The organism is Bradyrhizobium sp. SZCCHNS30572 (assembly GCF_032484415.1).
In the GTDB taxonomy this organism is placed as follows: Bacteria; Pseudomonadota; Alphaproteobacteria; order Rhizobiales; family Xanthobacteraceae; genus Bradyrhizobium.
In genome coordinates this window covers 89,923-111,449 of record NZ_JAUESY010000013.1, presented here as the reverse complement: position 1 = coordinate 111,449, position 21,527 = coordinate 89,923, and the positions used below count along the sequence as shown (strand labels likewise).

Sequence of the window (21,527 nt, the reverse complement as noted above, 5' to 3'; positions counted from 1 at the left end):
ATAACCCCGGTTTTCTGTGGCCGCCGCGACTGCGTCTATCGGCGGCGTGGCCCCGATCGAAAACTGATCTGTGGACAACAGAAAGTCGCGCCCACGGACATGGGCGCGACCGTGTCGCGGCAAGCGCCGATCGCAATGACGCCGCCGACTACTTCTCTTTGATGACCGTGGTGGTGCTGGTCGAGCTGCCGACCGTGCCTTCGTCCTCACAGACCTTGGTCTGGCGGATGCGGTCCTCGGCTTCCACGCGGCTGGTGAACGCCATCGGTCCGATTTGCGTGACGACCTCGCGGTCGGCGGGGCGCGTGGTGGTGATGGTGCAGCGATGGCTCGGTCCCTGCACGATGTAGTATTCGTCAGCGAGCACTGGCGCGACCGATCCGATGATCACTGCGCCGGCAAGAAGAAGGGGTGCTTTCATCGTCGCCTCTCTTTTCAAGAACAGCCAAAAGGGGAGCGGGATTGATGAGGAGTTTTTTGCCTCGTCGTTCGATGCTCCGTGTTTGCAACTCGGCCGGCTGGTCGCAGTTCCGGCGGTTCAAGCGGAGCCTGTATTGACGCGGTGCAGTGTCGGCAGCGATGGACGCGAGATCTCGTCAGGGCGCAGCGACACGCGCGCGGTGGCGCGCTTGCCACGGCCCCAAGCGGTCGCGCCGCGGTTGGCAGGCGAACCGCCGATCATGACCTCGTCTCCGCCTGGTGGCGTCGGCGGTTCAGAGCAGCCTGACGGTCACCTTCGCCTTGCCGGCGTTGTTCGGATAGAATGCATCGTACACCCCGGGCAGCCCGATCACCGCGTCATTGACATAGAGGAACAGCTCACCGCCGCGCTCGGCCTTGAAGCGCGCTTTGTAGGCTTGAGGTGTCGTGTTGGGGGCGGGAACGGGGTCGAGGAAATATTCGTCGACGCCGGTCTCGCCGACCCTGGCGATCAGCCGATACCAGGGACGGAAGAGAACGCGGCGCAGCAGGATGCCTGCGCGGAACGTCCAGCGGGCGTAGCCCCGGACCGTCGAGGTGCGATAGCCCGCGGGCGTGACCGGACGCCCGGCATCCTCCCACGGGTCGGTCATGGTGACGACGATCTCGTAGGAGAAGCCGGGACGGACTCTCAACCCGGTGGGAGCGCAAACCGCATCGGTCGAGAAATCCCTGGCATCCTGCGGAATGCCTTTGTCGACTGCGACGAGCTCGCGGGCAGGGGTGCCATGGCAAAAGGCGCCCATCGAATCCGCGGCGTTGAACAGGAAATGGCTGATCAGCGTGGCTGCGAGCCAGACGGTGCCGATAGCGAGCAAGAACGGGCCGACATGCCGCTTGCCGTTCCTGATGGCAAACTGATAGGCGCGATTGGTCCGGAGCGCGTAGATGGCCCGATGCAGCGGGCCGGACGGCATCGGGGGCGATGCCCGTTCGCGCCAGATCACGCGCATCCGGTCGCCGATGCGGTCGCTGAGGAATGTCCCGAGCGCGGTCAGCATGACAAGGATGATGATCCCGCCGGCGAACCATTCGGGGTTGGCGGCGTACCAGTCCGTCCACCAGTGCAGCGATGTCGGCAGGAACGATTCGATCAGCCTGACTGCTTCGGAGACCATCCTGATGCGCGAGTCGTATTCGTGCGTGCGATCGAGGTCGTGGAACAGCCAGAAGGCCGCGAGGTGCAGCGAGGCCGCCAGGGTTGCGAAATAGGCGAGGCGCCTGAACCACACCAGATTCCACAGCTTCTCCTGGGCCGCGAACCGGGCGGCCGCGCCGGCCGGCGTTTCGAACGTCGTCGGCCCGAGCGGCGTCAGCGTGCCGTCGTAGCGGACGATCATGTAGTTGTCGGGCAGCCCGATGGGCGCATAGGCATTGCAGCCGCTGTCGATGCGGTCGAAGACGCTTTCGTGAATCTTCGGCATCGACACCTGGACGCCCGCCGCCGGGTCGTTGCAGAGCTCCGACACCTTGCGCGGGCCGTATCGATAGTAGGACCCGAGCCCGGAGCGCGAGTTGTAGAGGCGTCCGTCCTTGTCCTGCGACGTGACGATCGACTTGATCGCATCCGGATCGGCCTCCGGCGCGGTCTTGAAGATCAAGCCCCGTTTGACGGCCTCGCCGACGAGCCAGGTCAGGGGGACGTAGGAGACGGAATCGTCCGGATAGCCGCCGCCGACATTGGCGTGCATGCCGACGAACCAGACCTGCACCAGCCTCTCGTCATCGATCGTCCTGGCATCCTGCGGCTTGGTCTCGCCCGCCTCGGTCCAGAGCACCGGGTGGAAGGTCGTCCTCTCGTCGTCGAGCGCGAGCGCGTGGCGCGCGCATGTCACCCGCGGACTGAGCACGCGATTGGGAAGCTCGAGCGGCCACACCCAGTTGGAGATGCCCCGCGTCATCTCGTCGATCGGTAGCCCATAGGCTGCGACGGTGTCCCACAGCCCGATGAACTCGATCGCCGGGAGGCTTTTTCGCTCGATGAGGTCGAGAGATTTACGGCCCATGATGCGGTCGATCACCGGCACCAGCACATGATCGCGAATCCAGCGGAGCGGCACTTCGATCCGCCAGATCGAATGGTACCCCTTGGCGCGATAGGCGCGATAGGCCTTCACGGCGCCGTCGTGCAGCTCAGCCTCGGTGTCGGCAACGATCAGCCCCTGATCGAGCATCAGCGCGGCGAGCACCCGCACGGTGAACGCGCCGCGGCTGAAGCCGAACAGATAGATCTTCGAGCCGTTCGCGTGGTCGTAGTTGCGGCAGACGAACTTGTAGGCATCCAGGATGTTGCGCTTGAGGCCGAAGCCGAACGCGCCGCCGAGCAGGGCGAGCGGAACGAACGACGATGTGCCGACGCCGTCGTCATACTTGGCCGCCTGGGCGTTGCCCTGCAGGTCGAGCGCCTGGAACATGCGCCAGACGTTGGTTCGCCACACGCTCGAGGCGGCGTTGCCGGTCCCGTCGGACAGGATGATGATCTTGGGACTCGCCATGCAAAGGACCCCGCTCGACATTGAGAGCCGAGGAGCGGAAGGGTAAACTGAAGGAGAGAGAAATCAACCTGAGATGGTGTGAGGCTTTCGGCGGCGTGGCCGGAGGATGCGGAGGGCGCCGCTGCAGCGACGCGGCGACCCGAGGACGAGAAATGCACTGCCCTGCTACCGAAATGCCGCCGTCACCGAAATGCGGTTGCCGTGGCCGTTCGTCGCCCTTCAGGCCGAGTTGATGCGCTCGACGAGATGCGCGCGCGAGGGCGCCGGGTCGAAGCGATCGCCGAAATATTGGGTCTCGTGCGCTACTCCGCCGTCCCGGAATTCCATGACGCTCACCACGTAAGACGGCACGCCATCATAGGTCAGGACCAGTTCGGTCACCCACAGATCGCCGCTCCCGATGATTCGGCGCACTGCGAAGCGCTTCCTGCTGGGCTGCACGAAGCGGCTCTCCTGAATGTTGCGCCGGCCGTGGATGCGTTCGCCCGATTGCGGATAATCCAGCACGGCATCGTCGCGATAGATGTCGTGCTCGGCTTCGAAATCATTCACGTCCGATGCATCCCAATGGTGCTGCAAGGCAGCGCGCTTCGCTCTGTCATCCATGGCAATCTCCCATTCAGGGGCGCGCCCTCATTGCATAGCGTGCCCCTGGCCGCTGCGGTCTACAAGCCGGAGAATGGAGCATCCCTCGTCGCCGCCGACGCATCATAGGACGATGTCCGACGCGTCACTACGCTGATCCAAACGGGCGTGGAGAATATCAGCGCTGGTAGTACAGCCGGTGGAGAAAGTTCTCAGGACAGAGAACTCCGCGCGCGACGAGGCGCAATCACGCCGGCCGCGTCGCGATCCAGATCACGTGACGGGCGCCGCCGCCGCGGCCGGTGGCGCGGATGTTGATCTCCTCGGCGGCGAAGCCTGCCTTGCGCAGGCGCGGGGCAAAGCGATCGTCGGGGTGGGACGACCACACCGCCAGCACGCCGCCGGGGCGCAGGGCGGTGAAGGCGGTGCGCAAACCCGAGGGGTCATACAGCGCGTCGTTGGATTGCCGCGTCAGTCCCTGCGGGCCGTTGTCGACGTCGAGCAGGATCGCATCATAGGTGCCGCGCGCCGCGGCGATCAGCTTCACCACGTCGCCCTCGCGGACGTCGACGCGCGGATCGGCAAGGCTGGCGCCGGACAATTCGGCCATCGGCCCGCGCGCCCAGGCGATCACCGCCGGCACCAGCTCGGCGACGGTGATGCGGGCCTGCGAACCCAGCACCTTCAGCGCCGCCCGCAAGGTGAAGCCCATGCCGAGGCCGCCGATCAGCAGCCGCGGAGCCGGCTCGGCCTTGATGCGGGCGCAGCTCAGGGTCGCCAGCGCCTCTTCGGATCCGTGCAGCCGGCTGTTCATCAGCTCGTTCGAACCGAGCTTGATCGAGAACTCCTTGCCGCGCTGCATCAGCCGCAGCGGCTCGCCGCCGCCGGGCACGTCTGCGGTGTCGATCAACTTCCAGGGAATCACGGGCGTCTCGCGTCAGTTGGATTGCGGCATTTCATGCGACAGAGTCGCCACGCCGGAGCCTGCTTACCATGTTGCCCGCATCCCATGCCAAGGGGCAGTCGCCACTCTCGCGACGACCTGCATCGCGTCGTTGCGCGTCATTGCGGTGGGGACACCAGCATCCAGGCGCCCGCGGCACTGCAAGCAATGCCGGCCGCGCGCGCGATCCATCGTCCGACCGGAGTCAGTTTCTCAAACAGCACGAGCAGGGTCAGAATGGCAATCCACGTCACGCTCATCACCCCGCCGACGAACAGCAGCGCCATCAGAGCCCAGCAGCAGCCCACGCAATAGCCGCCGTGTCGCAGCCCCAGCAGCACGCAGCCCTGCAGGTCGCCGCGAAAGCCGCCGTGACGCATCAGGAACAGAAGCGGCGACTGGCATTGGGCAAGGCAGGCGCTCTTCAGCGGCGTCCACTGATAGACGCCTGCCGCGATCAGCACGATGGCGCCGAGCAGATGGTTGTCGATCGCCATCCGCGAATCCAGCTGCGCAGTCCGCTCCACACCCCATTGCAGGCCGGTCGCCACGAGCGAAAAGCCGCTCCAGGCGAGCAGATAGCCGGCCGCAAACCAGCCGGTCGCCGCGAACGGCTGGCCCTGCGCGCGGCCGTGCCGACCCACACGGGCGTACATCAGGACCATGGGCGCGGCCGAAGGCGCCATCATCCCGACCATCATCACAGCCCACATCAGGAACACATAGGCGAACTCGATCGCGCGCCACGGCTCGCTGGCCGGCAACATGATTCCGATGCCGGCCGGGATCATGCGGAAGCCGGTCATGTCCATGCCGCCCATGTCCATGTCGTTGGCAAGCCAGAGAACATAGGCCCACGACAGGGCGACCATGATCGTGATCGCGCCGCCGACGATCCAGCGATCGCGCCGCAGCACGGCTTCCAGGGCGCTGCCGGTCATCTGCAAGGCGGGTTGCCGGCCTTGCGCCACGTCGAATTAGGCCTGGTTGGACCAACTGATCGACGCGTACAGGCCGTTCTTGCCGGAATTGTCCCAACGCATGCCGTGATCGTTGTAGGTGTTGCCCGCCGCGCCGACGGCGAGCGCCATCCTGTCCGGGCTGACGGGATGGCCGATGTTCACCCACATCTCTCCGCTCGGGTGCATGGTCGGCAGCGGATCGACGGACATGTGCAGAATGTCGGCGATGTCGGCGGACCGCGTCTTGCCGTCGATCCGGAAGGTGATGGCGACTTTGCGCACGCCGAGATTGGTGCTGATCAGCGGCGTGAACGCAGCCATCGGGCCGCCGGCAGCTCCGGTGAAGATCGCGGCCATCGCCTCCGTCTGCGGATCGTCGGCGCGCTGATCGACATAGGCGGCGATCGACCAGTCTCCATCCCCCATCACGCCGGGCGCATGCAGCATCACCGCCGCGTTGAGGCCATCGAGCGCGACATCGCCATAGCGGCCGGTTTCGATGTGGAACAGCAATGGTACGTTGCAGAACCCCTCGGTCGGTTGCGCGGTCAGGGGAGGGGCGGCCGACATGAGGCACGGACACAGCAGGCTGCAGCTGCAATTCTCGAAATAGTCACCGGACAGGTGCCATGCGACTGCGTCTGCCATCGCTGTCTCCCGCTAGGCCGAACCGACAAATTGCTTTCGAATGCGCGATCTGCAGCTGAAAGCTACGCCGCGTGGGGACGTGCCGCAAGCCGATAAATGATCAGTCTCCGCGTCGTGACTGCGCCTCGGGCCGCTCCGCTCATACGGTATGCGTGATCGTCGGCTGAATGGCCGGCCAACAGGCCGGCTCCGATTGCGATTGATCGCAGGGCCCGATGGTTATGGACTCCGACTACCCGCCCGTCACGCTCATGTGCCGGCTGACGCTCGGACGGTTGTGGCGGCGGTCGATGATGAAGTCGTGGCCCTTCGGCTTGAGGCCGATGGCGCGGTCGATCGCGGCGCTGAGCTCCTCGTCGCTGGCCGAGGCACGCAGCGGCTTGCGCAGGTCGGAGGCGTCCTCGTGGCCGAGGCAGGTGTGCAGGGTGCCGGTGCAGGTGACGCGGACGCGATTGCAGCTCTCGCAGAAATTATGCGTCATCGGCGTGATGAAGCCGATCGTGCCGCCGGTCTCGGCGACGCGGACGTAGCGGGCCGGGCCGCCGGTGGTCTCGTCGAGGTCGGTCATGGTGTAGGTCTGCGCCAGACGCGCGCGCAGCAGCGACAACGGCAGATACTGGTCGATGCGGCCCTCGCCGATCTCGCCCATCGGCATCACCTCGATCAAGGTCAACGCCATGCCCTTGCCGTGCGCCCAGTCGATCAGCGAGGGGATCTCGTCCTCGTTCATGTTCTTCAGCGCGACGGCGTTGATCTTCACGGCGAGACCTGCGGCGCGCGCCGCCTCGATGCCGGCCAGCACGCGCTCGAGATCGCCCCAGCGGGTGATGGCGCGGAACTTGTCCGGGTCGAGCGTGTCGAGCGAGACGTTGATGCGACGGACGCCGCAATCGGCGAGCTCGGCGGCATATTTGGCGAGCTGCGTCGCGTTGGTCGTCATCGTCAGCTCGTTGAGCGCGCCGCTCTTCAGATGTCGCGACAGCGAGCGGACCAGGCCCATCACGTTGCGCCGGACCAGCGGCTCCCCGCCGGTGAGCCTGAGCTTTTTGACGCCCTTGTGGATGAACGCCGAGCACAGCCGGTCGAGCTCTTCGAGCGTCAGCAGGTCGGCCTTCGGCAGGAAGGTCATGTCCTCGGACATGCAATAGAAGCAGCGCAAGTCGCAGCGGTCGGTCACCGAGACGCGCAGATAGCTGATGCGGCGACCGAACGGGTCGGTCATCGGGCGCGTCAGGGCGGTGTCACTCAACGTCTCTGCGGTCATGGAAAGCCTTGATGAAAGCCTTGGCTGGTGGCGGCCCAGGTGGCGGCGATGCCACGCGGCGGCCGCGCAAGCGCGGCCGGATGTCGGTCTCACGACAATCTAATCATGATCGCCGCGCCCCACAATCATCGACGTGGATCCGTCGTTGCTGCAATGCAGCTTCGCCTTGGCAAGGGGACGCGCGGGACGACGGTCCGCTATTGGCGTCCCGGCGCGGGGGCGGGGAAGGCGGACCCGGTGGCCGCCGGTGCGTCCGGCGCAGCGGCGGACTTCTGCGGCTTCGGCTTCTTCGGCCGCATGCGCTTGACGGCCTTCGGCGGCGCGCCGGGCATCGGCTGCAGCTCGGCGACGACCGGGCTCGGGTCCATCACCACCGGCGGCGAGGTGTTGAAATCGCCGGAGTTGCGGATCACCTGCACCGGGATGGTCGCGGGCTGGTACTTGTCCATCGTGAAGGTGACGCTGAAGCCCGCATCGGGCGCCGGCACCGAGACGGTGCACGGCGTCTTGCAGCCCGGTCCGAGCGAGGTCTTGGCGTCGGCGCCCGGCGGCACGGAGTCGAGCTGCACCGGAACCTCGGGCGCTGCCATCTTGAAGCTGTCCATGGAGAAGGACGAGCAACCGGCCAAGCCGGCTCCCGCAACCGCAATTGCGATGACACGCCGCATCATGATGTCCGCCCCACAACCCTGCGGCCATCGGCCGCAATCCCAGGGCGACCATAGGAGCGTCAGAACAGCGGCGCAACTGCGGTCAACCCTATTCTCAACAGAACGTTAACGCACCGCAAGGTGCGGATTCAGGTCGACAGGGCAGTGGGTTAGGGTGCGATGCGGCAGTGGAATCGCAAGTCCGTTCAGGCGATCCTGAACGATGGGCTGAGGGCCGCGACGGCAGCCGGCAGCTCGCGCATGTGGTCGATCAGGTGGTCCGGATTGAGCTCCGCGATCGGTACGTCGGTATAGCCAAAGGTGCAGCCGATCACCGGCACGCCGGCGCGGCGGGCGGCGCCGACGTCGGTGCCGGCATCGCCGACCATGATCGCGGCCCCGACCTCGCCGCCGGCCTGCGCGATGGTCTGGCGCAGGATCGCCGGATCCGGCTTGGCGACCCCGAACGTGTCGGCACCGCAGATCGCGGCGAAGCGGGAGGACAGGCCGAGCTGGTCGAGCAGCCGCTTCGACAGCCATTCCAGCTTGTTGGTGCACACCGCGAACTGGCAGCCGCGGCCGGCAAGCTCGTCGAGCGCCGCCTCCAGCCCCTCGAAGGGGCGCGATTCGATGGCGATGTTCTCAGCGTAGAAATCGATGAAATCGGTGGTGAGGCGGCCGATGTCATCGGTGCTGGCGAAGCGACCCTCCGCCTCCAGACCGCGCTCGATCAGCTTGCGGGCGCCGTGGCCGATCATCTTGCGGGCCGAGGCCAGCGGCACCGGCCGCAGACCCTCGCGCTGCAGGACGTGATTGAGCGCGCTGATGAGATCCGGCGCCGTGTCGACCAGGGTGCCGTCGAGATCGAAGACGATGGTGCTGGAGATGGGCATCGGTATCCGCTAGCGGCCGGCTCATGTCCTTGCAAGAGGCCCGCAATGGCATTTTGTCCGATTTCGTGGCCGGCGAGAGCTAGGCCCCGCGTCAAAACATCGCTAGATATGCGCCGGCTTTCGGCCCCCGCCCGTGGGGGCCCTGGGTGCGAAGGGCGGGTTCCTTGGTCGACATGGATGCATTGAAGCGGCAGGCAGCGGCGCGTGCGCTGGAGGAGGTCGAGAGCGGCATGAAGCTCGGTCTCGGCACCGGATCGACTGCCAAGCATTTCGTCGATCTGCTCGGAGAAAAGGTGCGCGCCGGGCTCAAGATCGTGGGCGTGCCGACCTCGGAGGCGACAAGGGCGCAGGCGCAAGCGTGCGGCGTGCCGCTGACCACGCTCGATGAGATCGACCGGCTCGACATCACCATCGACGGCGCCGACGAGATCAATCCGGCGCTCGACCTGATCAAGGGCGGCGGCGGCGCGCTGCTGCGCGAGAAGATCGTCGCCAGCGCCTCGGATCGCATGATCGTGATCGCCGACGACAGCAAATGGGTGGCGCAGCTCGGCCGCTATCCGCTGCCGGTCGAGGTGGTTCCGTTCGGCCTCGCCGCGACCCAGCGCGAGATGAGTGACGCCTTCGCCACGGCCGGCGTGTCCGGGCCGATGAGCCTGCGCAAGTCCGCAGACGGCCACGTTTTCGTCACCGATGGCGGCCACTGGATTATCGACGTCCGCCTTGGGGAGATCATGGATCCCCCGCGCCTGGCGGGTCTTTTGAGCGCAATTCCGGGCGTGGTCGAGCATGGGCTGTTCATCGGCCTCGGCAGCACGGCGATCCTGGCAGGCGCACAGGGAATTCGCGTTATCCAGCGGCCCTGAGCGCGGCACGAGGCTGCGCTCATGGCGGCAACTCACAGGAGACTTGGAATGAAGAGCGTGTTCAGAATCTTGCCGGCCGCCGGAATCGTGCTGGCCTTGGCCTCGGCAAGCCCGGTTGCGGCGCAGGGCCAGGCACCTGCGCTGAAGCCGGCCTCGCCCGCCTGCATGGCCGGCGCGCGCGAGATTCTGGGGATGAAGAACGCGGCTGCGATGTACGCCAATGCCGTCCCCGGCATCGTGCAGCAGACCAAGCAGGCGCTGCTGCAGTCCAATCTCAACTACCAGAAGGACCTCGACGAGGTCGCCGTGGTGGTCGCGCAGACCTACGCCGGCAAGGAGAAGGAGATCGGCGAGAAGATGGCGCAGATCTACTGCAACGAGTTCTCCGACCAGGAGATCGCCAACCTCGTCGCCTTCTACAAGTCTGCCATCGGCCAGAAGCTGCTTGCGGCGGAGCCGAAGGCGATCCAGATGAGCATGCAGGCAATGAACCTGTGGGCGGCGGAGTTTTCCGACACCGTCACCGCGCAGTTCCGCGCCGAGATGCGCAAACGCAACAAGCCGATCTGAGGCTTGCGGCCGAAAGGCCAGGTCGGGGGAGAGATGGCTGAATTCGACGTCGACCTGTTCGTGATCGGTGGCGGCTCGGGCGGCGTGCGCGCCGCCCGCATCGCCAGCGGCTATGGCGCCCGCGTGATGGTCGCCGAGGAATACCGCATGGGCGGCACCTGCGTGATCCGCGGCTGTGTCCCTAAGAAGCTGTTCGTGATCGGCTCGCATGTCCGCCAGGAGATCGCCGATGCCGCCGGCTTCGGCTGGACCATCCCGACCGCGACCTTCGACTGGCCGACGCTGATCAGGAACAAGGACAAGGAGATCGCCCGGCTCGAGGCGGCCTACACCAGCAACGTCGAGAAGTCTGGCGCCAGGATCGTCAAGACCCGCGCGGTGCTCGAGGACGCCCACACCGTGCGGCTGATGACCGGCGAGACCGTCCGCGCCAAATACATTCTCATCGCGACCGGCGGCGCGCCCAACCACGGCACGCCGATTCCCGGCATCGAGCACGTCATCTCCTCCAACGAGGCGTTTCATCTCGACGAGTTGCCGCGCCGCATCGTGATCCAGGGCGGCGGCTACATCGCGCTCGAATTCGCCTGCATCTTCGCCAATTTCGGCTCCGACGTGACCGTCGTCTATCGCGGCGACAACATCCTGCGCGGCTTCGACGAGGACGTCCGCCGCCACGTCCGCTCCGAGATGGAGAAGGAAGGCATCACCATCCTGACCGGCTGCACGGTCACCAGCGTCGACAGGCACGGCCAGGACTACACCACGCATCTGTCGAACGGCTCCAGCATCGCCTCCGACAAGGTGATGTTCGCGATCGGCCGCCATCCGGCGGTGGCCAATCTCGGCCTCGAGAAGGCCGGGGTCGCAATCAATCCAAGGAACGGCGGCATCGCGGTGGACGCGTTCTCGCAGAGCTCGGTGCCGAGCATCTACGCGATCGGCGACGTCACCCATCGCTTCAACCTGACGCCGGTCGCGATCCGCGAGGGCCACGCTTTTGCCGACACCGTGTTCGGCGGCAAGACCGTGCGCGTCGACCACGCGGACATTCCGACGGCCGTGTTCTGCCAGCCTGAAGTGGGCACCGTCGGTCTCACCGAGACGCAGGCGCGCGAGCTCTACGACCGCGTCGACATCTACAAGACGAATTTCCGCCCGATCAAGGCGACGATGTCCGGCCGCGACACCCGGGTGCTGATGAAGCTCGTCGTCGATGGCGCCAGCGATCGCGTGCTCGGCTGCCACATCGTTGGCGACATGGCCGCCGAAATCACCCAGGCCGTGGCGATCGCCATCAAGATGAAGGCGACCAAGGCCGATTTCGACGCCACCATCGCGCTGCATCCCTCCGCCGCCGAGGAGCTGGTGACGATGCGCACGGTGACCGAGCGCCACGTGCGGCAGGCGGCGGAGTAGGGCACCAACTGCTTTTGGGGCTCGTGCGCGGCCGGCGTCCGTAGCGACTGCGTGGGCCGGTGCTCATGGTCTGACGACGGTCCACACCGTGGCCGATCGGGCATGCTGCCGTTGGAACCGTTCAGCGGTTGGAGAGCGACCAGCATGTCCCAAGATGATTGCCTTGCGACCTATCCGCCGCTCAACACCCTGAAGCCCGTTGCCGGGAACATCTGGATCGTCGACGGGCCCGTGATCCGCTTCGGCATTCCCGGGCTGAAATTTCCGTTTCCCACCCGCATGACCGTGGTGCGATGCGCCTCCGGCGATCTGTTCATCCACTCGCCCACGCCGTTGACGCCGGCGCTGCGGGCCGAGATCGACCGGGAAGGCCGCGTCCGCGACATCATCGGTCCGAATCGCATCCACTATTGGTGGATCCCCGACTGGCAGGCGGCCTTTCCCGACGCGGCAATCTATCTGGCGCCGGGCATTCGCGCGCAGGCGAAGGGCCGCATCGAATTCGAGGGCAGGCCGCTGGATCGCAGCGGTGGCTATCCCTGGGATGATGAGATCGCGACCTTGCCTGTCCTCGGCAGCTATATGACGGAGGTCGTGTTCTTCCATCGCCCTTCGCGCACGCTGATCCTGACCGATCTGATGGAGAATTTCGAGCCGGCCAAGATCGGCGCCGGCTTGGCGCGCTACCTGAGTTGGATCGGGGGCGTCGGTCCGCCGCATGGCGGCCTGCCGCGCGATCTCCGGCTGACATTTACCTGGCGGCACCGACCCGACTTGCGGGCCGCGGTCGAGACCATGCTGGCGTGGCACCCCGAGCGGATCGTGATCGCCCATGGCGCCTGGCACCGGACGAACGGCACCGAGATCCTGCGCGAGGCATTCTGCTGGTTGCTGCGGCCTTGAACCGGCGGCAGGGCTTCACGAGACCGGCCTTCGTGATGCCGTGCTTTTCTCTTCCCGCGACGGACGTATAAGCTCGTGCGATTGAGGTTGGCGCCAGGCATCCCTCGGCCGCGGAGGAGCTGGTGACGATGCGCACGGTGACCGAGCGCCACGTGCGGCAGGCGGCGGAGTAGGTGGACGACCGCGACGCGCGGCCGGGTCAGGGACCAGCTCGCCGGTAAAGCGCAAGGGCGCCGGCAAGGCTCAGCAGCGCGCCGCCGCAGATGCGATCGAGCCAGAGGGCACCGGAGCGCTTGAGGAAACGCATCGCTTGCGAGCCCGCGCTCGCGTAGGCGAGCATGATCAGGACATCGAGCATCGCGAAGGTGAGGGCCAGCGTGAGATATTGCGGCAGCTGCGGCGCGGACGGCACCACGAACTGGGGCAGGAATGCCGAGAAGAACAGATAACCCTTTGGATTGGTGATCGCGACGAGGAAGCTTTTCAGAAACAGCGCGTGCGGCTGTCGTGACCCGTCCTTGCCGTCTGCGGACGCCGCAAGGTCGATCGACCCGCTGGACCGCAGCAGCATCAGCCCGAGATAGGCGAGGTAGGCCACGCCGGTCCACTTCACGACCGAGAACCAGAATTCGGAAGCGGCCAGCAGCGCGCCCAGGCCGACCGCGACGGCGCCGATGAGGATGAAGTCCGAAGCCACCGCGCCGGCGATGCCGGCCCAGGCGCGGCGTACACCGACACGCGAGCCGTTGGTGAGGGCCAGCAGCACCGTCGGACCGGGGGTCGCGATCCCGATGAAGGCGACGATGGCGAAGCTGAAGAGCGTAAGAGCGTTCACGTCAGAATAGCCTCGTTGGCGGAAGACGCGGCAATAGGGCGCGGTTCGGCCGCGAACGCAAGACGTTCCTTGGAGGCGGCCAGCGATCGTCTTCGCTGACGCACGCTCGACCTGCCGGATCGCCAAGAGGCTTGACTCCCTCCGGAAAACGCCGGGCGCGATTGCCCGTTCAGCGCTCCACCCGCGAGGCGGTCAACTTCGTCGCGACGTAGGGCAGCGCGAACAGATACAGCCCCGTGCCGAGCAGCACGATGAGCGGAATCAGCGCCAGCAGGCCGACCCACAGCGGGGCTTGCGTCTGCGTCATCGCGGCGATGTTGACGATGACGGCGACCGTGAAGGCGATTGATACCCAGCGATGGACCTGCCGGACGGTGTTGTTCCAGTTCAAGTGCTTCTCCCCTGATGACGTCGTGATGCGCACGCCTCAGCCGAGGCGCGCGACGCTCTGTTCGAGCGCATCGAAGAATTTCGGCCAGCCGTAGCGTGCGCCCTGATAGGCGCGGGTCTGGTCGGCTGCGAAGCCGGTCTGCTCCATGCGCAGGTGCGTGCCCAAGGCGGTCGGCGTCAGCGTCCAGGTCACGACGCTGTCGAGGCCGGCCGCCGCCCAGGTGTAGGACAACGTCTTGTGCGGCTCGATGGTCACGACCTGGCAGTCGACGACGCCCCAGTCGGCCTTCAGCTTGAAGCGATGATCGACCGACGGCGCAAAGTCGTTGGTCATCAGCCACTCCGCGATCAGATGCGGCTGCGTCAGCGCGCGCCAGAGTTTTTCGGGCGGATGCGCGAATTCGCGCTCGACGACGACGGTGCGGGTTTCTGGCGCGGGTGAGCTCATTGATCCATCCTGTTGAGCAGAGTGTCGAGCTGGTCGAACCGGCTCTCCCAGAACGCAGCCATCCGGCTCGTCCAGTCGAGCAGCGGCGCCAGCGCCTTGGGTTGCGCGCGGTAATGCGTCTGGCGGCCTTCGTGACGCTCCCGCACCAGGCCCGCCTGCTTGAGCAGGCCGAGATGCTTCGACACCGCCGGCTGCGATACGCCGGCCTTGGCCGTCAGCGCCCCGACGGTCTGCTCGCCATGCCGGCACAGGCCTTCGAAGATGGCGCGCCGCGTCGGGTCGGCAAGCGTTCGGAACAGCATGTCGGGAGAGCGCGGCATTCGATCCATAACTCATTGGTTATGGATTGACGCATAACCGGTTGGTTATGGATTAGTCAAGCGGAATCCTTCGCCGGTCAGGCGCGATGGCGTAGCGCCTCGCACAGAACCGCGAAGGCGGGTGTGGTCTGCCCGACGAGCTCGCTTTCGATCTTCTCGGACCGCGGCCCGATCCGGTGCAGCAGACGCTCGCCGGCCTCGGTGGGAGCGACCGATCGCGTCGTGCGCGACAGCAGCCGCACGGCGAGCAAACAAGACTCCGCCGCCGAACACGCCTTCGTGACGAGCTCCGGGATCACGGCACAAGGGACGGCCAGGGGACGTCGCGGTGCTACCAGCCTGACAGCAGTAGCTGGAGGTGACGGAGATGCAGGCCAACGAGACCCCGCCGCGGCGCAAGCTGTCGATCACGCCGCAGGCGGCGCTGGCGGCGAGCGTCCTCGCCATCTTTCTGCTCCTGCACGTTGTCGCCGGTGCGATCCTGCGAGGTGCTGCCATGCGGGACGGCACGCAGGCGAAGCCGGTTTCGACGCTCCCATCCCACGATTGAAGCTCGCTCATTTCAACCCTCATCAGCCGGAGATATTCATGCCCGGGCTTGCCTCTTTCTTGTTGCTCAGCGCCGCCGTGTTCTCTGGCGCCTTCGTTTCCGGATTGGCCGGATTTGCCTTCTCGGCCGTGGCCGGCGCGATCCTGCTGCATGGTCTGCAACCGCTGGAGGCGGTGCCGCTGATGATGGCGTGCAGCGTCGGCGTGCAGGCGACGAATCTGTGGGCGTTGCGCAACAGCATCCGGTGGAAGGACAGCCTGGTCCTGATCCTGGGCGGGCTGCTCGGCGTGCCCTTGGCGCTCTGGCTGCTGCACAACGCGGACGCCCGGCTGTTTCAGCAGGTGTTCGGAGCGACGATTGCGATCTACGCCGCCACCATGCTGTTCAAGCCCGGCCTCGGCAGCGTTCGACGCATGAGCAGACATCGCACGGCGATCGTCGGATTCGGCGGCGGTCTGATCGGTGGCCTGACCGCGATGCCCGGAGCACTGCCGACCATCTGGTGCGAGATGCACGGCCTGCCGAAAACCGACCAGCGCGGCCTAGTGCAGCCCTTCATTGCCGTGATGCAGATCGCCTCGCTGGGGATGATGCTGGCCCGGCAGGACCTGTCGTCGAGGGTGATCGTCGATCTCGCGCTGAGCATTCCGGCTCTGCTCGCCGGCACGGCGCTCGGCATCTTCGCCTTCCGCAGGGTCAACGACACCTTGTTCAGGAGGCTCATCCTGAGCATTCTGCTGCTGTCCGGTGTGCTGCTTGTTGTCTGACCCCCGGCCGGCTCAATCGCGCCGGCGCCGACACGCCCTGCGATGAGGGCCGGCGACGGCCGTCACCCGACCCAGCCGGTCGCGATGGCATTCGCCCAGTCGTGCATGCCCTTGCGTCGTGCGAGTGCCGCCATCGGCGCGGGATCGTACGGCACATAGCGGATTGTCAGCGACCACCGTCCAAGCCGTTGCTCCGCGATCGCATAGCAGGCATCGGGCGTCCCGGTCTCGACGTGGTAGCCGTGCGGAGGGCGGCCGCGATAGCCGGGTAGCCCGACGCTGCCGGGATTGACGACGAGCCGGCCATCGCTGAGCCGGACAATGCGCGGAATGTGGCTGTGTCCGCACAGGATCAGCGAGGCATCGATGCCGGCGGCCCGTGCTTCGATACGCGCAAGGGGGCTCTGACGCAGCGTGCCATAGGCGGTGACCTCATCGAGCCAGAACACGGCGTCGTCGTCCGGCGCGGCATGGCACAGGAAGACGTCGTCGTGATAGATCAGCGTCGCCGGCTGCGCCGCCAACCAGCCGACATGCACCTGATCGAGGGCGCGGACGTCGCTGCGCCCCGTGTCTCCCGCACGATAGAGATCGATCATGTGCCGGTCCTGATCGCCCCGGATCGACGGAAAGTCCCGCGCCATCAGCATCTCCGCCGTTCGAACCGGTTCGAGCGGGCCGCTGAGATGATCACCGAGATTGACGACCTCATCGATGCCGAGCGCCGCAATGTCCTTCAGGACCGCGGCCAGCGCGTCGGAATTTCCGTGAATGTCGGCAATGGCCGCAAACCGCATGGGAGCCTCCGTTCAGAGAACGGCCGGCAGGGATTTTCCATGCGGGACCCGTTCGCTTTAGCTGCATTTTGAGACGCGCCCGCAAGCTGATGGTCAAATCGGCGCTTGACGGTGTTGATAGCATGGGCCGTCGGGGGCGAACAACCTGTAGGCAGCAGGCGTGCAGCTCGAGCCGTGTTGCCGCTGATCTCTGAAACGCTATTCTCCGGCGCCGCCCTTGTTGTCGTGCGGTAGCGACCGCAGAGCGGTTTGGAATATCTCGGCTGCTTCGTTGGAGCGGTTCTGCAAGCACCATTCCAGCCCAAAGATTTCTCTTTACGAATATCAGAAATCATGCTCTATTGTGCGTATCCCGCCTCGGTACGGAGGGGCGTAGCGCGCGATCGTCACGACACGCGGGGCGGGGAGCGATGGCCGTGGTTTTGCCGCAGCGTGTCCCTGGATGCGCGGACGAACGGCGAGGCCGCGGACGCGAAGTCGCAGCGTGCTGGCACCCCGACGCTGGTGCTACGTTCGCGACGGCGCTTGCGCGCCGCGCGGGCAATGGTGGCCAACAAGCCCGGCGCACCAGGCAGACTGCGTATAAGCGTTAAGACCATCGCGCAGGGAAGGCCGGGCGTTCTCGGCTGCACCTGTGGTACCTGCCGCCTGCATTTTTTTCGCAGGCGGGCCGCAGGCGTCAGCCGACGCCTGGCCTTCCCTGCGCCCTCCGACTTGATGAGGGCAAACGAGATGAGCATGACTCGGGCAGGATCTGTCGCGGGAACGAGAAAGCGCGGCTTTTGCAAGAGGCCGACCACGCACTCAGATGTCATCGCCCGGCTTGAACGGGCGATCGAGTACGCCGCGGCGTCTCGATTCAATCGTTGCGATCCCTGGACGACTGGACGTCCGGTCAAGCCGGACGATGACAGCATGGGCGCTGTCGCGTGCAACATCGAAATATGTCGCTGGGGTGCGACCATCTCCACCCTGCGGAATATTTTCCACGCTTGCCAAGCTCTATCCAACGGTCCAAAAAATCTCCAACCACCTGGGACGAAACGACAGGAAGCGGAGACGGAGTTGACCATCAAGGGCAAGGCCTACATTGCCGGGATCTATGAGCATCCGACCCGGCATGCACCCGACAAATCCACCGCGCAGCTGCATGCCGAGGTCGCCAAGGGCGCGCTCGAGGATGCGGGTCTCAGCGCGAAGGATATCGACGGCTATTTCTGCGCCGGCGACGCGCCGGGCGGCGCGTGGCCGATGGTCGACTATCTCGGGCTGAAGGTCCGGCACATCGACTCCACCGAGACCGGCGGCTGCTCCTATCTCATCCATGTTGGCCATGCCGCCGAGGCCATCGCCGCCGGCAAATGCTCGATCGCGCTGATCACCTTGGCCGGCAAGCCGCGCACCGGGCCGATGCCGCCGCGTGCCGCTGGCGCCGAGGCCGATTTCGAGATGGCCTATGGCGCCACCACCCACAACGCCTATGGCATGTGCGCGATGCGCCACATGCACGATTACGGCACCACGTCGGAGCAACTCGCCTGGATCAAGGTCGCGGCCTCGCATCACGCGCAGTACAATCCGCATGCGATGCTGAAGGAGGTCGTCACGGTCGAGGACGTGATCAACTCGCCGATGATCTCCGATCCGCTGCACCGCATGGACTGCTGCGTCGTCACCGACGGCGGCGGCGCGCTGATCGTGACCACGCCGGAGATCGCCAGGAGTCTGAAGAAGCCGCTGGTGCGTCTCATCGGCCATGGCGAGGCGATGAAGGGGCCGCGCGGCGGCAAGGACCTCGATCTCACTTATTCCGCCGGTGTGTGGTCCGGCCCGCGCGCCTTCGAGGAAGCGGGCGTGACCCCCAAGGACATCAAATACGCCTCGATCTATGACAGCTTCACCATCACCGTGCTGATGCAGCTCGAGGATCTCGGCTTCTGCAAGAAGGGTGAGGGCGGCAAGTTCGTCGCCGACGGCAATCTCATCTCCGGTGTCGGCAAGCTGCCGTTCAACACCGATGGCGGCGGCCTCTGCAGCAACCATCCCGTCAACCGCGGCGGCATGACCAAGGTGATCGAGGCCGTGCGCCAGCTGCGCGGCGAAGCCCATCCCAAGGTGCAGGTGCAAAACTGCGATCTCGCCATCGCCCATGGCACCGGTGGCCTGCTCGGCGTGCGCCACGCCGCCTCGACCTGCATTCTGGAGCGCGTCTGATGTCCGAAGCGAAGAAACTGCCGGCCCCCATCACCAATCCCGAGACCAAGGCGTTCTGGGATGCCGCCGCCGAGGGCAAGTTCATGATCAAGCGCTGCACGGCCTGTGGCGAGGCGCATTATTTTCCGCGCTCGATCTGCCCGTTCTGCTTCTCGGACCAGACGGTGTGGGAGCAGAGCGCGGGCGAGGGGGAAATCTACACGTTCTCGATCATGCGGAAGTCGCCGACCGGCCCTTACGCGATCGGCTACGTCACCTTGAAGGAGGGCCCGTCGCTGCAGACCAATTTCGTCGATTGCGATTTCGACGCGTTGAAGATCGGCCAGAAGGTGAAGGTGGTGTTCAAGCCGACCGACGGCGCCCCGCTGCCGTTCTTCACGCCGGTTTAGGAGAGGGAGCAAAGATGCATCCACGCGTCATTGCGAGGAGCGAAGCGACGAAGCAATCCAGAGTCCTTGCGCAGCCCTGGATTGCTTCGCTCCGCTCGCAATGACGGATGCGGAACGAGCGGTGTGCTCCACGACGAGTGCGTAGGGTGGGCAAAGGTGCAGAGCGCCGTGCCCACCGTTCTACCAAGAAAGGCGGTGGGCACGCTTCGCTTTTCCCACCCTACAAAGAACGAGGTTTGGGGAGGCAACATGCCGATCAACTACGATGAGCTGATGGCGATGAAGGCGATCGGGCAGAACTACGCCTACACTGATCGCGAGGTGATGCTCTACGCCTACGGCATCGGCATGGGGGCCGATCCGATGGATGAGAAGGAGCTTGCCTTCGTCAACGAGGCCACGGCCGGGCCGCGTCCACTGAAGGTGGTGCCGACCTTTGCCTCCGTCGCCGCCTGGGGCGCAGGCCCCGGCGACATGAAGCTGAACCGCGTGCTGGTCGTCGACGGCGAGCGCGACATCACCTTTCACAAGCCGCTGGCGACCGCGGCGAAGATCACGGCCGATTCCTCCGTGCTCGCGGTGTCCGACAAGGGCAAGGACAAGGGCGCGGTCATCCGCCATCAGACAATCTTGCGCGACGAGGGCGGCGCTCCGCTGGCGACCCTGGTGGCCTCGCGCTTCGCCCGCGGCGATGGCGGCTTCGGCGGTCCCTCGGGTGGCATACCCGACCCGCATCCGGTGCCGTCGCGTGCACCCGACCGCAGCGTCGAGATTTCGACGCGGCCCGACCAGGCGCTGATCTACCGCCTCTGCGGCGACCGCAACCCGCTACACTCGGATCCCGAATTCGCGCGCCGCGCGGGCTTCCCGCGGCCGATTCTGCACGGCATGTGCACCTACGGCCTGACCTGCCGCGCCGTGCTGCAGACCTACGCCGACTACGATGCGTCAGCCTTCCGCCAGCACGCCGCGCGATTCTCCTCGCCGGTGTTTCCCGGCGAGACCGTGACGGTCGATCTGTGGAAGGACGGCGACGTGATCTCGTTCGAGGCGCGGGTGAAGGAGCGGAACGTCACCGTGATCAAGAACGGCAAGACCGTGCTGGGTTGATTATTGCCATGTGAGGCACGTCTGTTAGTTGCCGTCAAGCCCGGCCATGACGGGCAACAAAAGACACGGCGCAGGAGGAGACACCCATGGGACTGCTCGACGGCAAGGTGGCGCTGATCACCGGGGCAGGTGGCGGTCTCGGTGAGGCCTATGCAAAACTATTCGCACGCGAAGGCGCGGCTGTGGTGGTCAACGACCTCGGTGGCCCGCGCGACGGCTCCGGCTCGGACCTGTCGATGGCCGAGCAGGTGGTGGCGGCCATCACCGCTGAAGGCGGCCGCGCCGTCGCCAACGGCGCCGACATCTCGACCATGGCCGGCGGCCAGTCGGTGTTCGACGATGCCATCCGCCATTTCGGTCGCGCCGACATCCTGGTCAACAATGCCGGCATCCTGCGCGACCAGACCTTCGCCAAGTCGAGCGAGGCCGACTGGGACAAGGTGGTCCAGGTGCACCTCAAGGGCACCTTCTGCTGCACGCTTCCCGTGTTTCGCTGGATGCGCGACAATGGCGGCGGCGTCATCGTCAACACCTCCTCGACATCGGGCCTCATCGGCAATTTCGGCCAGTCCAATTACGGCGCCGCGAAGGGCGGTATCTGGGGCCTGTCGAACGTGCTGGCGATCGAGGGCCGCAAGTACAACATCCGGGTGTGGACCTTGGCGCCGGGCGCACTGACCCGCATGACCGCGGACCTGCCGCGCTACAAGGAAAACCCGGGCGCGGCGCTGACGCCCGAGGGCATCGCGCCAGCCGTGCTCTACATGGTCAGCAGACTCTCGGGGGATCAGACCGGCAAAGTGCTCGGCGTGTCCGGTCCGCGCGGCGTGCGCGAGTTGCGTATGATGGAAATGGACGGCTGGAAACCGCCGTCGTCGGCGTGGAAAGCGGAGGACATCGCCGCCCATGCAGAGGAGATATTCTTTTCGGAGGCCGATATAGCCAAGTCCGCACGGCGGTTTTGATGTATTCAGGTCGTCATTCCGGGCCTGCGCCTGGCGCGTCCGGAATGACGCCAGAGAGATTGGA

At 65.8% G+C, this 21,527-nt stretch carries 24 protein-coding genes and 1 pseudogene; 10 read left to right on the top strand and 15 right to left on the bottom strand.

Annotated elements, in window-relative coordinates:
* Nucleotides 1-148: 148 nt before the first annotated feature.
* The 9 genes from QX048_RS32600 to QX048_RS32560 all read right to left on the bottom strand — a co-directional run bounded on the left by QX048_RS32600 (nt 149) and on the right by QX048_RS32560 (nt 8,920).
* Nucleotides 149-421 (bottom strand): hypothetical protein, encoded by a 273-nt coding sequence (locus QX048_RS32600; RefSeq protein WP_315717640.1) that lies wholly within the window; start codon nt 419-421, stop codon nt 149-151.
* A gap of 292 nt (nt 422-713) precedes the next feature.
* Complete coding sequence (locus QX048_RS32595) at nt 714-2,975, bottom strand: DUF2235 domain-containing protein (RefSeq protein ID WP_315752572.1); 2,262 nt, start codon at nt 2,973-2,975, stop codon at nt 714-716.
* 219 nt (nt 2,976-3,194) lie between these two features.
* Nucleotides 3,195-3,581, bottom strand: a complete 387-nt coding sequence (locus QX048_RS32590; RefSeq protein WP_315752573.1) for a nuclear transport factor 2 family protein — start codon at nt 3,579-3,581, stop codon at nt 3,195-3,197.
* Between the two features lie 226 nt (nt 3,582-3,807).
* The gene (locus tag QX048_RS32585; protein ID WP_315752574.1) at nt 3,808-4,485 is read right to left on the bottom strand and encodes a spermidine synthase; all 678 of its coding nucleotides are present in this window, start codon (nt 4,483-4,485) and stop codon (nt 3,808-3,810) included.
* A 137-nt stretch (nt 4,486-4,622) separates the two neighbouring features.
* Nucleotides 4,623-5,444 (bottom strand): DUF2182 domain-containing protein, encoded by an 822-nt coding sequence (locus QX048_RS32580; RefSeq protein ID WP_315752575.1) that lies wholly within the window; start codon nt 5,442-5,444, stop codon nt 4,623-4,625.
* A gap of 36 nt (nt 5,445-5,480) precedes the next feature.
* Nucleotides 5,481-6,113, bottom strand: a complete 633-nt coding sequence (locus QX048_RS32575) for a DUF1326 domain-containing protein (protein WP_315827818.1) — start codon at nt 6,111-6,113, stop codon at nt 5,481-5,483.
* A gap of 232 nt (nt 6,114-6,345) precedes the next feature.
* Nucleotides 6,346-7,377, bottom strand: coding sequence for a GTP 3',8-cyclase MoaA (moaA, locus tag QX048_RS32570; protein WP_315717648.1), 1,032 nt, complete (start codon nt 7,375-7,377; stop codon nt 6,346-6,348).
* Nucleotides 7,378-7,574: 197 nt separating this feature from the next.
* Nucleotides 7,575-7,967 carry a hypothetical protein gene (locus QX048_RS32565; RefSeq protein WP_315717649.1) on the bottom strand — a complete coding sequence of 131 codons (393 nt, stop codon included), beginning with the start codon at nt 7,965-7,967 and terminating at the stop codon, nt 7,575-7,577.
* Between the two features lie 266 nt (nt 7,968-8,233).
* Entirely contained in the window at nt 8,234-8,920 is a 687-nt protein-coding gene (locus QX048_RS32560) for an HAD family hydrolase (RefSeq protein ID WP_315827819.1), read from the bottom strand.
* Between the two features lie 173 nt (nt 8,921-9,093).
* Between QX048_RS32560 and rpiA the strand changes: the two genes are divergently transcribed.
* The 4 genes from rpiA (at nt 9,094) to QX048_RS32540 (ending at nt 12,678) form a co-directional block, all read left to right on the top strand.
* On the top strand, nt 9,094-9,786 hold the full coding sequence (rpiA, locus tag QX048_RS32555) for a ribose-5-phosphate isomerase RpiA (RefSeq protein ID WP_315752604.1): 693 nt from the start codon (nt 9,094-9,096) through the stop codon (nt 9,784-9,786).
* 48 nt (nt 9,787-9,834) lie between these two features.
* The gene (locus QX048_RS32550; RefSeq protein ID WP_315717652.1) at nt 9,835-10,356 is read left to right on the top strand and encodes a DUF2059 domain-containing protein; all 522 of its coding nucleotides are present in this window, start codon (nt 9,835-9,837) and stop codon (nt 10,354-10,356) included.
* Nucleotides 10,357-10,389: 33 nt separating this feature from the next.
* On the top strand, nt 10,390-11,775 hold the full coding sequence (gene gor, locus QX048_RS32545) for a glutathione-disulfide reductase (RefSeq protein WP_315827820.1): 1,386 nt from the start codon (nt 10,390-10,392) through the stop codon (nt 11,773-11,775).
* Between the two features lie 144 nt (nt 11,776-11,919).
* Nucleotides 11,920-12,678 carry a DUF4336 domain-containing protein gene (locus QX048_RS32540; RefSeq protein WP_315827821.1) on the top strand — a complete coding sequence of 253 codons (759 nt, stop codon included), beginning with the start codon at nt 11,920-11,922 and terminating at the stop codon, nt 12,676-12,678.
* 199 nt (nt 12,679-12,877) lie between these two features.
* On the opposite strand, the gene QX048_RS32535 is transcribed toward QX048_RS32540, so the two are convergent.
* The 5 genes and pseudogenes from QX048_RS32535 to QX048_RS32515 form a co-directional block, all read right to left on the bottom strand.
* Nucleotides 12,878-13,513: a LysE family translocator gene (locus QX048_RS32535; RefSeq protein ID WP_315717655.1), complete on the bottom strand. Its 636-nt coding sequence runs from the start codon at nt 13,511-13,513 to the stop codon at nt 12,878-12,880.
* Between the two features lie 169 nt (nt 13,514-13,682).
* Nucleotides 13,683-13,904: a hypothetical protein gene (locus QX048_RS32530; RefSeq protein ID WP_315739639.1), complete on the bottom strand. Its 222-nt coding sequence runs from the start codon at nt 13,902-13,904 to the stop codon at nt 13,683-13,685.
* Between the two features lie 36 nt (nt 13,905-13,940).
* Nucleotides 13,941-14,351 (bottom strand): SRPBCC domain-containing protein, encoded by a 411-nt coding sequence (locus tag QX048_RS32525; RefSeq protein WP_315717657.1) that lies wholly within the window; start codon nt 14,349-14,351, stop codon nt 13,941-13,943.
* On the bottom strand, nt 14,348-14,671 hold the full coding sequence (locus QX048_RS32520) for a metalloregulator ArsR/SmtB family transcription factor (RefSeq protein WP_315717658.1): 324 nt from the start codon (nt 14,669-14,671) through the stop codon (nt 14,348-14,350). The genes QX048_RS32525 and QX048_RS32520 overlap by 4 nt, the downstream gene beginning before the upstream one ends.
* 134 nt (nt 14,672-14,805) lie before the next feature.
* A pseudogene (locus QX048_RS32515) lies at nt 14,806-14,919 on the bottom strand (LysR family transcriptional regulator); the annotation flags it as partial.
* 119 nt (nt 14,920-15,038) lie between these two features.
* On the opposite strand from QX048_RS32515, the gene QX048_RS32510 reads away from it, so the two are divergent.
* Nucleotides 15,039-15,221 carry a hypothetical protein gene (locus QX048_RS32510; protein ID WP_315752580.1) on the top strand — a complete coding sequence of 61 codons (183 nt, stop codon included), beginning with the start codon at nt 15,039-15,041 and terminating at the stop codon, nt 15,219-15,221.
* Between the two features lie 38 nt (nt 15,222-15,259).
* Nucleotides 15,260-15,988: a sulfite exporter TauE/SafE family protein gene (locus QX048_RS32505; RefSeq protein ID WP_315752581.1), complete on the top strand. Its 729-nt coding sequence runs from the start codon at nt 15,260-15,262 to the stop codon at nt 15,986-15,988.
* 62 nt (nt 15,989-16,050) lie between these two features.
* On the opposite strand, the gene QX048_RS32500 is transcribed toward QX048_RS32505, so the two are convergent.
* Nucleotides 16,051-16,785 (bottom strand): metallophosphoesterase family protein, encoded by a 735-nt coding sequence (locus tag QX048_RS32500; protein WP_315717661.1) that lies wholly within the window; start codon nt 16,783-16,785, stop codon nt 16,051-16,053.
* Between the two features lie 1,065 nt (nt 16,786-17,850).
* Between QX048_RS32500 and QX048_RS32495 the strand changes: the two genes are divergently transcribed.
* The 4 genes from QX048_RS32495 (at nt 17,851) to QX048_RS32480 (ending at nt 21,463) form a co-directional block, all read left to right on the top strand.
* A complete protein-coding gene (locus tag QX048_RS32495; RefSeq protein ID WP_315827822.1) occupies nt 17,851-18,999 on the top strand; it encodes a thiolase domain-containing protein in 1,149 nt (382 codons plus the stop codon).
* The gene (locus tag QX048_RS32490) at nt 18,999-19,388 is read left to right on the top strand and encodes a Zn-ribbon domain-containing OB-fold protein (protein ID WP_315752583.1); all 390 of its coding nucleotides are present in this window, start codon (nt 18,999-19,001) and stop codon (nt 19,386-19,388) included. The genes QX048_RS32495 and QX048_RS32490 overlap by 1 nt, the downstream gene beginning before the upstream one ends.
* 249 nt (nt 19,389-19,637) lie before the next feature.
* Nucleotides 19,638-20,498, top strand: coding sequence for a MaoC family dehydratase (locus QX048_RS32485; protein WP_315827823.1), 861 nt, complete (start codon nt 19,638-19,640; stop codon nt 20,496-20,498).
* A gap of 86 nt (nt 20,499-20,584) precedes the next feature.
* Entirely contained in the window at nt 20,585-21,463 is an 879-nt protein-coding gene (locus QX048_RS32480; RefSeq protein ID WP_315717665.1) for an SDR family oxidoreductase, read from the top strand.
* The last annotated feature ends 64 nt before the right edge of the window (nt 21,464-21,527 follow it).